The organism is Pseudoalteromonas sp. G5_S1_14_S5, assembly GCF_054968605.1.
Map to the genome: position 1 here is coordinate 1 of NZ_JBQKUM010000052.1, position 13,118 is coordinate 13,118.

Below are 13,118 nucleotides of genomic sequence, written 5' to 3' on the forward strand. Positions count from 1 at the left end.
GCTGTCCGGTTAGTGGCGGCATTAAAGGTTTTAGGTGTCACCGATGATACGCCCCTGCATTTGCGCCAATTGCTCATAAGCAGCATTTTATCGGTCGCGAAATTTAATGGTGATGCAGATTTAATTGATATTTGTGAGTTTTCTCTGGCTCGTTTGCAAACCGAACTTGAGGATGATGTCAGCGAAAGCGCGGGTTCACCGATTCATCAATAAGAGGAACAAGCCATGAAATTCAATCCAAGGAACATCCTTTCTGGCATGGTCATACACTTACTGATGACTGTCAGTGTTGCACACGCGGAATCTGACCGAGTAAATCTCCACACTTGGAAGCAGTACGGCGCAGCAGATTCGGGAAACTGGGCGGTAAGTCCAGATGGTCAAAGCGTGTATCAAAGCATTAATGGTGCGCCTACCGCGTTTATGAGTGCCAACAAGTATGAGTATCGAACCTTCAAAGGGATCATACAGGTTGATGCAGGAGCCGGTGATGATGACTATATCGGTTTCATTTACGGCGATCCTACTGTTGGTGGCTTTTACCTGTTTTCTTGGAAAAAGCTGCCGAGCTCTGCAGACAGTGGTTTTAGTTTGATTTACTTCGATGGCACCCTAGATCAGATGAGCGATTATGGGTGGACGGTTCATGATGTCGAACAAGGCAAAAATACAATCTTAGGCAAAAAGCGAAACGTAGAGTGGATGCACGGCCAGCCCTATCAATTTGAAATGCAGCTGTTTCCCAATAGGATTGTGACCAAGTTAGATGGCGCAACAATATTTGATGTCAATAACCTGACCGTAGCTCCGGGATACTTCGGCTTTTTTAACTGGTCACAAGGGAAGGTGCGTTACAATTCCATTCAACAACTATATCCACCTATAGCTGAACACAAAACAGGGGATATCTCTCAAGGTGTGCCTTTTACGGTAACTGGTACATGGACGGATAGGAACACAACGGATAGCCACAGCTGCATGGTAAGCCAACAGCCTTATTATGGTACTGTGACGATGACTCCCCCGTGTACCTTTACTTATACGCCATCACCTGACCATGATGGCATTCAGACATTTAAATACAGAGTGACTGACGAATCGAACTTGTTTACTGACGGCAATGTCGATGTAAATGTACGATCAAGCGGCACTTCCTTCACCCTACCTCCACACCTTGTGTCTGGTAAAGTAAAGAATGTCTTCACCCAAATCAAATCAACAAGGACTGACGGTAAACCGGTCGTGAATATAATCAATAAGCCTAACTTCATGCGATTAAATGAGTTGGGTGTCATTGAAATGAATCCAACTGACGATGATCTTGGCATGCATCAAGACATCACCTTCGAAACAAGCGATGGACTCAAGACGTACAATGCAGGGACATTCGATATTCAGGTTATACCCTCGACAAACAATGACTACTTGAACCAAAATTTTGAGGTTATCACTTCTGATGTGCAGCTGCTTGACTTAGACAATACGCCTCACACCCTCGTGACCATTCCAGCACTTGAAAGTGGTGAGGGTAATTTGGTAGAAGGCCCACATGAGGCTCTAATCACCGCTGATGTTAATAACACTCATGACATGATGGTCGGTGATAAGGTTGCCGCACCAGGTGATACGGTATCGATAACCGTTAACCTTGATCAAGCAGGGTCAGCTCTACCCATATTCTATTTTACTCCGGATGCGGAAGTTGCGAATTTCAGCATTGAATTCCCTTGGATTGACTCACCTCACGATTGGCGTTACGTCGTACAAAGAACATGCTCAGATGCCGACTCTAATCGATGTGATCGAACATTGGAGATGGACAGATTGAAAGCGCCAACAGGTAACCTTCAAGTCTTTCTAAGAAAGAGTGCAAATGCTGAGTATCATAGTTATGGATTTGCCGACGTTTCCACTTGGCGAAATTCTGACTTGGATGAAAACCTTGCGACACTCAGTGACGGTGACTTGGTGGCCATCAACATCAATCAGAAGACAGCTGCTCTAAATGACTTCATCAATCAGGTCATTACACAGTTTGGTGATGGTGATTTGAGCACCAAGCTATCGAACATAGAAGATCAAGCGATCTTGCTGTATCGAATCGGAAGTGGGGTAAAAGAATATAAAACCCAAAAGAGTAACCGCTGGGGGACTTCTTCGGTTACATGGATAAGCCTAACTGAATGAAGGTAATGGAAGGACATTGAAGATAAATGCTCCCAAAGGGAGCATTTTTTTAGTTTATTTGTTCAGGAATTCGAACGCCATGGCTACGTAACACTCGAATGATGTGTGATTGAACGTAAGCCAGCGTGCATTCGCACCCTTCAAAGTAACCTTTGTCTATATCTAAGCTCGTATTTCTACGTTGCTTTTTGAGTTTTTCATCTTCACGAAAGTCGCATAAGAGTTCTCGCAACTCATCTTCTAAACTGCTCGATGGTTTGGTGGATTGCTCTTGGTTCACAGACGTGGATGCTTGAAGTTTTAACCATGACCAAATAAAGCTCTTATTGGAAATTACCGCTTCAGCAAACCGTTCGACGGAGCGAATGGAGTGATAGTCGGCGTATTGTTCCCATAATGGTTTGGCAATTGAATCGGTCAAACACGCTACAAACTTAAACGACAACGTTTCTTGGATATCATTATTCCCTGCTCGAAGTGGAACCACTATCGTGTCACCGAAATCGATAAAAGAATGGGTAGCAGCCATTATAAACTCAATCGAGTAATTGCGCGTGGGTGTAAGTAATCCGTGCTTTTTCGTATCAAAATCATGATGATTATCATGACGTCGTAAGCACAAGTATTCATGAAATGCAGTACTGAACTTACACGGTGTTAAAGATTGATCAATCATGACCCAATCGGAATCAATAACTCTACTGTACATGGGATGTCTCCTCATCATTTAGGGACAAGCCCATTACAGTTGGTAAAAATTCTCGTTGAAACTCTCCAGCCACCAGCACATCACCAATATAAACAAATTGGGAACCTGGATATTCTGCTGTCTCTGGTGAGAAGTCAGGGTTCATGGCAAATTGACGAGTACACTCAACAGTTACGACCGTCCAATCGCTGGACATGGCCATTTGCATACTCTTATCTTTCGTTAGACCTTGATTGAGATAATATTCGTAACTTTGCTCAACTAAGCGTTCATCACGGATTGTGAGTTGTTCACCTAAAGGGATTGTCTCTGCACCAAACTTACAATCTGCAAATACAGTGGAAGAAGACAAGCCGATGATAGTAGTGAGTGCAAATTTGCTCATGATGTTACATTTCAAATTTGCGCGTTTTGTTATGAAAGACATGGTAGTTCCTCGGTATAGTTCGTGCGTAGGCACATGGGGTTTAGTAAGTGCAGGCGTCATTTTTAGAATGACTATCGATTTCTGAGCTGCATGATTTAAGTACCACCTCAAGATCCTCTTCAGGAATCTCGTTAACTAGGCGACCTAAAAAATAATCCACAACGACGGCTACATCAGCACCTTCTAGATGCGTCGCGACCGGTTCTGCCATGGCTTTTTCTGTCATTTCAATATTCATAATCACACCTGTTGCTGTGAGGGTAGTTGTCTAATTTTCCAAGCTATTCCTTGTGGGAATGACCTAGCGTAGCGATACACATTTTCTGCCTCTGTATCTTCAAACTTTTTCTGCTTCACCTTGCCGTTTATCTTGTAGAACAAAATAAAGTCAGCAAACTTACTTATTGGAATGTTTCGTGGCATGAGTTAGCTCCTCCAAGAACTGGAATTTGAGACGTACTAGGCCACCGCACGGGTAAGCTAATAGGTCCCGTGTTGGGTTAAGGTTATGGGGGTTAAGAGCGGATCTTTGTTTCTATGTTTGTTGGGAAACAAACTTCGAGTGGGGGTTACTTCTTTAGAAGTGCTTGTATCTCATCGTCCTGTAGAAGATGGTCAACAATGAGAGGAAATCACTAAATCAAAACTTCGACAATTGGCACACTGACGTAGCCAGTTCTGCATGATTTTCCGGTTAGTTTAATAATTCCAGCCTCGACAAGCACATCATCAATTCCAGTATTTTCACTGTAGTTTTTGATACATACTTCATTTGTCATTAGATCGACACTACTAACGCAGGTTGTAGCAACACAAATTTGCTCACCGGGGAAGGTGTCATTATTAATGTTGTTATCGGTTTCTGCTGCAATCAGTTCAAGCGCAATCGCACCATTGGCGTAATGACGTTTAACAATGTGGCAATCGAAACCAAGAAAGTTAAGTACATTCATATCTGGACTCCAGTTATTCATGGGACTAGTTGGGGTATAAACAAGAGTTGTATTTGAAGGTTGGTAACTCTGAGGAGTTAATAGGGGCAGTCAAAGGACTGATTACATTTCAGATGGCGTAATAACCAGGTGAGCTAGAGGGTGATCCTCGCTGTCCAAGTGGACAGTGTGTTACTCAATTTGCCCTTTTACTATGGCAAAGTGATGAGTCTCAGTTTCCAATTAGTCAGCTTATTTTGCTTGTTTTGAGTACGCGTGCTTTCTAACCATTGCAGTTAGCGCACACGTACATCGTGTATTAATTATCACCCGTGCAAATCAATACCAATCTCATGAAGACTGATAGCAGCGCCGATACTGAACGCTGCGAATCCAATATTGGTAACGCGTTTGTACCACTTGGACGAAAAGAACAGTGCGAGCAATATTAATGCATTACCAGTAATCATAAAAATCATACTGGCTATCATAAATGCCCCCTAGTGTATCGTCGGTTGAGTGTTAGGCAGCGAGTTTAGGTTGTGTTCAATTTGTTCAGCATCCGACATCTTACTGGCGATGTAGTGTTGGGTCCCCTCTTGTCGTGTTATCGGATCGATATTGATGATTTTGAGGTTGCCTGGAATGATGGCAGTACCAAATTTGGTAGATAGGTATTCGAGCTTATGAAAGATTTGAATCACTGCGGCTGCACAGTTGAGGGGCTTAACCTCTTCGAGATAATAAGTGTAGTGATCGAGAGGATTGCTACGTTCTGTATGCTTTTCACAATATGCCTGCATGAGCTCCATAGTTAACGCACCAGTACCGCAAAATGGTTCATAGACCTCGTTATCATTGAGCCCCATCATTTGCTCTAAAAAATCGTCATCTTGATGATTGTTGACTCGTTTCGTCTTTGTATTCACACCTAACTCAATCAGAATGTCCCCGATTGGATCACTGTACCCATTAAGCATTGCATTGCTTAACAACTGTGCAAGCTCTACCACCCCATCTTGTACTGATTCTTTAGAATCTAACCTTGTAGTCACTTTGTGCTGATTAGTATGCGCAAAGGCCCAATAGAAGACAAAATCAGAGAAGGATTTGGAATGGCTGCCATCAAGGTTCCAACTGGTGATGATATTCAGTGCTTGGTTGATCGTGTCCTGTTTATTCATGTGCGCTAACCCATTTAAGTTCTTGATAGTCGGTTAAAACGGTTATGCAACATACGAATGCGGATTTAGGAAGTATTTCAAAGAAATTGAAATTTAGGGTGAAGCGAGATGGCTGGATCTGTCAAAGCGGATGGAAATGGTGGATGAAAAGCCACCCGATCGGGTGACTTGTCATCTTAACTACAAGGTATGCAGCTACTTATTCAGGTAACGTGTCGAGAAAAACATTTTACCTCCTAAGTCTTTTAAGCGGCCATCGAGTTCTTGACGACGCTTTTTTTCAGCTTCACAACTTTTGCAGGTTCCCATCTCACGCTGGCCATGTTTAGTGGTGCGCTTGACGTGCCAAAATTCTTTAGTGAGCGGAAAAAAGTGATTGCATAAGGTACATCGTTTTTCAATACCAATGGCAGTCAATTTCATTTTTCCTAGCTGAGAGTTTTTACGCAAAATGTTGTCAGTAATTGCAAAATGGCAGGTGTCTAGTGACATCGCGATATTGGCAATTGGTACTTCAAACTTTTTGGCAATTTCATTTATCGGCATATCTTCTTTGGATAACGCTTTAATTAAGATATGGTCGGTATCATCTAAATAGGTTGATTCCACGATAGATTCCTCCAATTTTGAGGGATCTATCCCTATGAGGGAAGATCCCTCACGGGTAGTGGTGGGTTGTATCAAGGTTTGGGGTTAAATGAAGTAACCTTGATATGGACAGCTCTCAGAAGCAGGGTAATCACTGTATTGCTTACCTTTTCTGAAACTGAATTTTAATGGGTATTTAACTGGTGCTAATTGCAGGTCAGTTCTCAAATGCGATGGGAGATCGTTTGGTCTAATTTCCTCGCCGTTCACGATAATGAAATCGGAAAAAGCTTGGAATTGGGTAAACTCGCGTTCAAGCAGTGCAGGGTTCACCTGTCTTAGCACATCCAACTCATTCTCTTTAATGAATAGATGGTTATCGTATTCAAAAGAGTCCAAGCCAAAGGCCAATTTTATCCCCAGAGTTCGGAGCTCATCGTCGTCGTATGAGTTCGTGACTGTCGTTGGCAAATTATGTTTCGCTAACCATGTATAAGCATCAACACCTCCGAAAACACCATAACCTTCATAAGCCGGTTCATATATTGGGTCTTCGTTGTTTGGTTGGAGCATGTACACTGGACGACACTTCTCAGTACACGTATTAAAGATTGACTGTTTTGTGTCAGCGGTTTTGAAAGAAAAAAAGCCCATAATGTGTTCCTCTGCATAAGCTGGTTAACCTATGAGGCACACAACTCCCCTACGGGACGTATGCCCCAAAGGGAGTAAAAGGAAGATTCCTTTAAGATTGGTTACTTCGTTAAGAAGTCAGCAATAATGCTCATGGCATCTTGCGTATTTTTGATTACTGCTGCGGCGCTAGTGTCTCCGTGGTCCGAAGCGTGATACCAAATATTAGCAACAGCGCCATCTTGAAGAGCTTCAACCTCAGTTTTAGGCACAGTGCCGATAAATGATTTCAAGATGTATAACGCTGAACTGTGCAATGTATCTGCACGGTCAGAAATCATCTTTTCAACCAACTCTGCGCTGATGTCTTCAACGGCTTCACACTTATTGTCTTCAATGAATTCGAGCAACTTGGCTTTATCATCGAGCAATTCAGAATCAATAACTTCACTCAGGTACGCGCCAGCGGCCTCAAGATAGAAGTATTTCGATGCAGTTAAGTCGTCTAGAAACGCCAAAACGGATCGAGGGGCTTCAACATCTTGCGATGTAGGTGTTAGTTCATTCATGGTATACCTCTTGAAATGAGGGGACCGCCCTAATGGGTATCGGACCCACAGGGGGTTAAGCTATAAATAGCTTCGCAATTAAGTCAGCTAAACTGATTATCCCTAAAAGAAATCCAATCAAACCTAAACGAAAGGAAAGCTTTACATTGAGATCTGGGAACGTCCAAAACCATCTTGTAATGTCCCACCAGTCAGCTGTATTCACAGACAAACGAACGTCTTTATTAAAGGTCACACCAAGTTCATTAACACCATCGTAATCGATAGCAATATATTCCTTGTTCAGCCCTTTAATCTTGCCGCCATTACCCATGCAATATCGGATTATCCATTGACCATTCTCTTTGTTGGTGATTCGAATTGCCGTTCGTCTTTTTAGCTTTAAGCTTCCAAAACCAACACGACTGTTTTCGAATCGAACAATTGAATGAGACAGGCCAGAGTCTTCATCAGGTAAACGCAGAACACGTTGAGCAATCATAAAGCTGTGACCATCGTGTATTCGACGACATGGACGTTGAATATCTAAAGTTTTGCGATTCATCAGTTTGCCTCCGTCAGTTCAATCGAACGCTGAATACAAAGAGACATAAACGCAGCCATGACTGGATGATTTAGATCTTCGAACCAACGTTGCCATGACTTCCAGCTAGAGTTTTCATCTAAGCTACATTCCGCAAGAGCAGAAGAATGCACGCAAGCATGGCTCAGTAATTGAGTGACTTTGCGTACCAGTGTTTCTTGATATCGAATACCCGTCAAATCGAAAGGAAGTTTGCACGAAAGCTGTTCGGCTTCTTCGGTTTCAATCGGAAAGATATCGTCATTTTTTATCAAGAACGCTTGATGACTTGCTTCAAAACAAAATGTCACGAAGTGTGGATTCACGCCTTTTCCAATTGGAAACAAGACACTGCCACAAGGCTTTACAACCCAGAGAAATTGGGTGGTTGGGTTATCACGGCGAGTACGATTCAAGCTACGCGCATCAGCTTCAATATCATCAATCGCAACGATTGGTAATCCGAAGGGTTTTGCTGCAGTTAAAAGCATATCTGAAGTGATCATATTCAGTTCCTCCAAGAACTATTAAGGTTTTGAAGGGACAACTTCCCACAGGGAAGAAAGTCCCTGCTAATGGGTAAGGTGTAAGGGGTTGAGCTATATAGCTCTTTGCTTGACTAGACCTAGACTCGGGCTAGTCGTGCTGAATGCACGTTTGCCAAAAAAACGAATCGATAGTTCTTGAAACAGGTACATTTCAAACATCGACTCAGGGCTAAATGAGCAATATAACTTGCGAGTACCAAACCAACTTCTTTCCATGATGTCAGCACCAAAGCTGGATACAATCGATTCAAACTGCTTGAGTTTGTACTGATCTTCCCAGGTTGTAGGTTTGACGATCCAAAAAGACATGGAATGACAATAAGGCATAGCCTCATAACTCACTGCTTGCTTGAATGCCAATCGTAATGATTTAAGCCAGCCTTCAGGGGTTGCCCATCGACCATTAGGCTTTAAATCGCCACTTTCAACACTTCGGCACCATTCACATCCGTATTTTTGGAATAGTGAATACTCAGTGTCGACACCGCAATACATCCAATCTCGGGTGCGCTTTCCTGACTCTGTATCAACACAATTGGACGGACCAATTAAGAGTTGAAGCATGTACAAGTTATCCGTTGAGATGATCTTGAACCGTCTGAAAAGTTCGGCATCGATATCGTAATCGCTCATAGTTGAACAATTGATATTGAAATGTTTGAGTAGTAAATCTTTCTTTTGTTGACTTACTACATCTGCAGGACAGAACGTAGCAAATTTCTCATAAATGATTTCATATGACATAAGGGTTTCCTCCATAGGAATTGGGGATACAAGTTCAATGTCTTTGATTGACGTTGGGTTTGTTGGGGTTATGGGTAATTAAGGTAGTTCGATGTCAATGTCTGATTGCGAATCAACGCAACAAACAAGTATTTCACCGTCTTGCTTATATCCAATAGGGTCATTTAAGTAAGTAGGAGTGCCAGTAGCTTTGAGACGACAAGCGCCACAGTAACCATTTCGGCATTCAGAATTTACTTTGTATCCAGCTCTTTCTAGTGCGACAAGCGCCGTACAAGAATCAGTTGGAATGGGTGTGTTGTTAACTCGCATAATAAACCTCGAATAAATCTCCAGCAGGCATGCAAATACCAAGAGAACGACCGTTGTCCCATTGCATATGCAATGTTCCCATGTCGTCGATACGCTTGATTTGACCAAGTTCTCCTGCATCAATTGGGTCAATATCGTTCATGTGAATCATCTTGATGACGTCACCAGGTTTAAGCGATTGCTTGATTGTTTCAGTAGTCGGGACAAATAAAGTCTCAGCCAGAAACCAGCAATCTGTAGCGAAGTTATCGTGGTATTTAGAATCTAAAAGAAATGGCACATCTAATAATCCATTTGATGTAGTTCGGAAATGTTCACGGCCAGTAAGCTCAAGAGAGGCGTTAATCCAACGAACAGCGCATTGCGCGATTTGTAGGTCCAACGGGTTATCGTTACAGATATAGCGGGTCATAGAAGACGTATAGTTTGCTAAAGCTGCATCAATGATAGAGTTGCGCATGGTAATTCCTCCAAGGAATAAAGGAACAAACGCAACCTATGATAATAGGGTACGAACTGTTCCCTATGGGTAGGTTTTTGTGACTTGGGTATTAAAGTCAATGGGGACATGTCATAAGACAAGAGGATATTGCAACAGCATCCTAACTGGATGAGGAATAATCACTTTAATAAAGTGATAAATTTCTCGGGTAAATCAATTACAGTTAACATGAATTTCATCGTACTTTTGGCAATTACTGGCGGTATTTTCCGTGTTTACGAAGTACTTGTGTTCTAGTGACCTAATGGCTGAGTAGTAACCTTAAGGTTGATTTTCGTTTTACTGTGCCATCCTTAATTGGCACAACGGCTTTCACTTGCAATAAGCTCCACCCTAACCGCTCTGACTCTTCAAGGACGATGCATTCATAGGAAGCCTCAACTTCACTCAGTGCATTGGCCATATCAGAGAACTTTAGCTCGGACAGCCCTTCAAAGTTTTTACCATCAACCGTGTACCAAGACCCAGTGACCATAAGGTTCTATATGAACGCTTCCCCATTTGCTAGGACATCATCAAGTATTTTCAAACATGGTTAGGTGGCAGTTCTATATTCGGTCTTAATTGGCAGACTTACTGCCGACCCTAATGATTTCCGCAGCCTTATTCCTCATTCTCCTAGCGAGCTTAATGCTCTACACCTTATTTAGGTTTTATAAGGCTTGGTCTTACCTGTTTGTCATTACTCTTTGATGCACCTTGGCAAACTTTCTGCGAACATCCTATGTCAGTTTTAATTAGTAACCAGCTTTGCTTAACAAGGCTGATATTCGGTTTGGTTGGCAACTAATGCCCACACAGTTCGAGCTATCTTGTTAGCTAACGCAACCGTCACGACATTTTTCGGTCGTCTTGCTTGCAAAGACAAGAGCCATTCACTTTTTTCTTTACTGTGGGTCATTACTGCTCGTGCCCCATGGATAAGCAGAGTACGTAAATACACATCTCCTCGTTTGCTGATCCCGTGCAAGTGCACTCGACCTCCTGTTCCTGTTTGTCGTGGAACCATGCCTATCCATGCCGCAAATTCTCGACTGGATTTAAACGCTGACGCATCCCCCATTGAAGCAATAAGAGCCGTGGCAGTGAGTGGCCCTATGCCTGGCACTTTAGCGATGCGCTGACAATCTGCATCGTGCTTAAACCAGCTTTGTATTTGCTTTTCTAGTTGTTTAATGTCGTCATCCAACTGAGTTAATCGTTCCACTTGAACTTGTAAGGCACACATAAAGACACTTGGAGTATCCTCCTCCAGTTTTGCTAAACAATCAGGCAGCTTTTCCTTGAAGGCTTGTTTGCCTTTCGGCATCACCAGACCAAATTCGGTCAACAAACCGCGTATCGAGTTTATTTGCGCCGTCCTGTGTTTAACCAGCAGTTCTCGCATGCGATGAATGCTAAGAATCGCTTGCTGCTCTTCAGTTTTTACTGCAATAAACTTCATGCCTGGTTGTTGCATGGCCGTCGAGATCGCACGAGCATCTACCACATCATTTTTATTGCCATAAACGAAAGGTTTGACTTTCTTTGCTGGCAACAGCTTCACGGTATGACCCATTTCTTTAAAAAGTCTTCCCCAGTGGTGAGCACCACCACATGCTTCCATTCCTATCATTGATGGTTGTTGGTTGGCAAAGTACTGAACAAAATCTTTTCGCTTCACTTTGTCAGAATGAATTTCACCGGTTTCTTGATCGACCCAGTGAATTTGAAAAACTTGTTTTGCGATATCAATACCAAATACGTTACTGTTCATGTTGGATACACCCAATGTCGATAGTTCACTAGATTGAACCATACTGGGCACTTTGATGCCGTGACAGGGAGTATCCTTCCTCGTCAATCGAATCATCCTCAGCCTCCGTAGGTTGAGGAAGCGTTCATATCATTCTCCTTCAGTGATTTTATTTATATCGTTATACAGCAACCGTGCATTGTCTTGAGCTTTTTGCGTTTAGACCAATCCTTGAGCGACCTAAAAGCAAAAAGCCTCCCCTAAGGAAGGCTAATGCGTATTTAAGCAACATCGTTAAATTCTCTATCGAGAAAACCAACCGGTGTCAGCTTGTTTTTGGCTAAGTATCCGATGAAATTCTGATATCCAGAATCACACCATTCATCAAGCCAATCTTGTGATTTTGCCAATTCCTTGATGGGACTCGGTGGAGATGCAATGGTCACTTTGCAGTGATTCATATTTTTCTCTACACGTTCCTTCAAAGAGATGGCAGCTCTGTCGCCTTCCGGCATGTCTTTTCCTTGTGTAAGGCGATCTTTGTCTTTAAAAATAACCAAATCGGTTACTTCGAAAGGAATATCGATCAGCTCCATCAAGGTAGAAGAGATACCTGACCAAACAGGAATACTCTCAGCATGCTGGCAAGCCAAACAGGTTTCAGGACCTTCTCCAACACCTAACACAATTCGTGTATTGCCCATTTCATCTTTACAGATTAAAGGCATACCAAACTGTATTGATGCACCGCGAGGATCCTCTATTGGTGACATTTGCATCTTAGGGTTATCAAGCAACGGTGATTTATCTGAGCCATCGTCATTCAAAAAAATTCGATGAAAAGCAATCGCCTCACCTTTCAAATTTTGAATGTATAAAACAATGCCTGGTAAATACACTTCGTTGCTTTGTGAGTCCCACATTTTAAGTTGTGAGTGAAACCCAACGTTGCAAGGTATTTGAATGTCACCTAATCCGCGAGATATTAGATAGTTCATACCTATTTCAGATTCAGTGACAGCAAATGCCTCATGTTCAACCTTTTGCAAAATCCATAGGCGTTTGCTTATATCTGCAGGACTAAGAACAGCTTTCTCTTCTTTTTGAGCGGCTACGGCTTTCACTTCTCGTTGAGAAATGTTGTCTGTAGACTCACCCAAAATATCTAAGATAATGTCCATCGCCTTCGATTTATTACAATTTTCAAGCCAAGCGACCATATCAATACCATCACCAATACGACCCTTACCATTGTAATAACCGCCACCAGACTCGTTCCAATCTTTGTACAAGCGAAAGACAGTTTTGCCTTTGCCTGTGAATGGATCTGGTACAGCTTTAGAAACACCATTTGAAGACTTTCGCATCGCCTCAGTTAGTTCACCGTAACATTTGAACACTGAGGACCAGCCACCATGACGCATCACTAACGCATGTACATCTTGGATTTTTGATCTTCTGTAATTGCTCATTTTAACCTCCTAAA

The 13,118-nt window shown here is 42.5% G+C and carries 20 protein-coding genes; 2 read left to right on the forward strand and 18 right to left on the reverse strand.

Annotated features, from left to right (window positions below):
• Both ACTRWI_RS15395 and ACTRWI_RS15400 read left to right on the forward strand, forming a co-directional pair.
• On the forward strand, positions 1 to 213 hold a 213-nt coding region (locus ACTRWI_RS15395), incomplete at its 5' end, for a hypothetical protein (protein ID WP_499132608.1).
• 12 nt (positions 214 to 225) lie between these two features.
• Entirely contained in the window at positions 226 to 2,187 is a 1,962-nt protein-coding gene (locus ACTRWI_RS15400) for an Ig-like domain-containing protein (protein ID WP_446638917.1), read from the forward strand.
• Between the two features lie 49 nt (positions 2,188 to 2,236).
• Here the strand turns inward: ACTRWI_RS15400 and ACTRWI_RS15405 are convergent, their stop codons facing one another.
• From ACTRWI_RS15405 to ACTRWI_RS15490, 18 genes are all read right to left on the reverse strand, one after another.
• On the reverse strand, positions 2,237 to 2,716 hold the full coding sequence (locus ACTRWI_RS15405; protein ID WP_499132610.1) for a hypothetical protein: 480 nt from the start codon (positions 2,714 to 2,716) through the stop codon (positions 2,237 to 2,239).
• 169 nt (positions 2,717 to 2,885) lie between these two features.
• Positions 2,886 to 3,323 carry a hypothetical protein gene (locus ACTRWI_RS15410; protein ID WP_446638915.1) on the reverse strand — a complete coding sequence of 146 codons (438 nt, stop codon included), beginning with the start codon at positions 3,321 to 3,323 and terminating at the stop codon, positions 2,886 to 2,888.
• Positions 3,324 to 3,363: 40 nt separating this feature from the next.
• Positions 3,364 to 3,549, reverse strand: a complete 186-nt coding sequence (locus tag ACTRWI_RS15415; protein ID WP_499132612.1) for a hypothetical protein — start codon at positions 3,547 to 3,549, stop codon at positions 3,364 to 3,366.
• Positions 3,550 to 3,563: 14 nt separating this feature from the next.
• On the reverse strand, positions 3,564 to 3,746 hold the full coding sequence (locus ACTRWI_RS15420) for a hypothetical protein (RefSeq protein ID WP_081231393.1): 183 nt from the start codon (positions 3,744 to 3,746) through the stop codon (positions 3,564 to 3,566).
• Positions 3,747 to 3,958: 212 nt separating this feature from the next.
• Positions 3,959 to 4,276 (reverse strand): hypothetical protein, encoded by a 318-nt coding sequence (locus ACTRWI_RS15425; RefSeq protein WP_499132613.1) that lies wholly within the window; start codon positions 4,274 to 4,276, stop codon positions 3,959 to 3,961.
• Between the two features lie 305 nt (positions 4,277 to 4,581).
• Positions 4,582 to 4,746, reverse strand: coding sequence for a hypothetical protein (locus tag ACTRWI_RS15430; RefSeq protein ID WP_499132614.1), 165 nt, complete (start codon positions 4,744 to 4,746; stop codon positions 4,582 to 4,584).
• A gap of 9 nt (positions 4,747 to 4,755) precedes the next feature.
• Complete coding sequence (locus ACTRWI_RS15435; protein ID WP_499132615.1) at positions 4,756 to 5,439, reverse strand: hypothetical protein; 684 nt, start codon at positions 5,437 to 5,439, stop codon at positions 4,756 to 4,758.
• A 195-nt stretch (positions 5,440 to 5,634) separates the two neighbouring features.
• The gene (locus ACTRWI_RS15440) at positions 5,635 to 6,048 is read right to left on the reverse strand and encodes a hypothetical protein (RefSeq protein WP_446638912.1); all 414 of its coding nucleotides are present in this window, start codon (positions 6,046 to 6,048) and stop codon (positions 5,635 to 5,637) included.
• 84 nt (positions 6,049 to 6,132) lie between these two features.
• Complete coding sequence (locus ACTRWI_RS15445; protein WP_154724110.1) at positions 6,133 to 6,681, reverse strand: hypothetical protein; 549 nt, start codon at positions 6,679 to 6,681, stop codon at positions 6,133 to 6,135.
• A 101-nt stretch (positions 6,682 to 6,782) separates the two neighbouring features.
• Positions 6,783 to 7,229: a hypothetical protein gene (locus ACTRWI_RS15450; RefSeq protein ID WP_499132617.1), complete on the reverse strand. Its 447-nt coding sequence runs from the start codon at positions 7,227 to 7,229 to the stop codon at positions 6,783 to 6,785.
• A gap of 55 nt (positions 7,230 to 7,284) precedes the next feature.
• A complete protein-coding gene (locus ACTRWI_RS15455; protein ID WP_081231383.1) occupies positions 7,285 to 7,773 on the reverse strand; it encodes a hypothetical protein in 489 nt (162 codons plus the stop codon).
• A complete protein-coding gene (locus tag ACTRWI_RS15460; protein WP_499132618.1) occupies positions 7,773 to 8,297 on the reverse strand; it encodes a hypothetical protein in 525 nt (174 codons plus the stop codon). The genes ACTRWI_RS15455 and ACTRWI_RS15460 overlap by 1 nt, the downstream gene beginning before the upstream one ends.
• A 93-nt stretch (positions 8,298 to 8,390) precedes the next feature.
• A complete protein-coding gene (locus ACTRWI_RS15465) occupies positions 8,391 to 9,083 on the reverse strand; it encodes a hypothetical protein (RefSeq protein WP_499132620.1) in 693 nt (230 codons plus the stop codon).
• 78 nt (positions 9,084 to 9,161) lie between these two features.
• Entirely contained in the window at positions 9,162 to 9,395 is a 234-nt protein-coding gene (locus tag ACTRWI_RS15470; RefSeq protein WP_081231380.1) for a 2Fe-2S iron-sulfur cluster-binding protein, read from the reverse strand.
• Complete coding sequence (locus tag ACTRWI_RS15475) at positions 9,385 to 9,855, reverse strand: DUF4314 domain-containing protein (RefSeq protein WP_198595718.1); 471 nt, start codon at positions 9,853 to 9,855, stop codon at positions 9,385 to 9,387. Before ACTRWI_RS15475 ends, ACTRWI_RS15470 begins: the two co-directional genes overlap by 11 nt.
• A gap of 283 nt (positions 9,856 to 10,138) precedes the next feature.
• Entirely contained in the window at positions 10,139 to 10,372 is a 234-nt protein-coding gene (locus ACTRWI_RS15480; RefSeq protein ID WP_499132622.1) for a hypothetical protein, read from the reverse strand.
• A gap of 279 nt (positions 10,373 to 10,651) precedes the next feature.
• Positions 10,652 to 11,653 carry an IS110 family RNA-guided transposase gene (locus ACTRWI_RS15485; RefSeq protein ID WP_499132624.1) on the reverse strand — a complete coding sequence of 334 codons (1,002 nt, stop codon included), beginning with the start codon at positions 11,651 to 11,653 and terminating at the stop codon, positions 10,652 to 10,654.
• A gap of 260 nt (positions 11,654 to 11,913) precedes the next feature.
• Positions 11,914 to 13,104, reverse strand: coding sequence for a DUF7146 domain-containing protein (locus ACTRWI_RS15490; protein ID WP_102424207.1), 1,191 nt, complete (start codon positions 13,102 to 13,104; stop codon positions 11,914 to 11,916).
• Positions 13,105 to 13,118 lie beyond the last annotated feature (14 nt).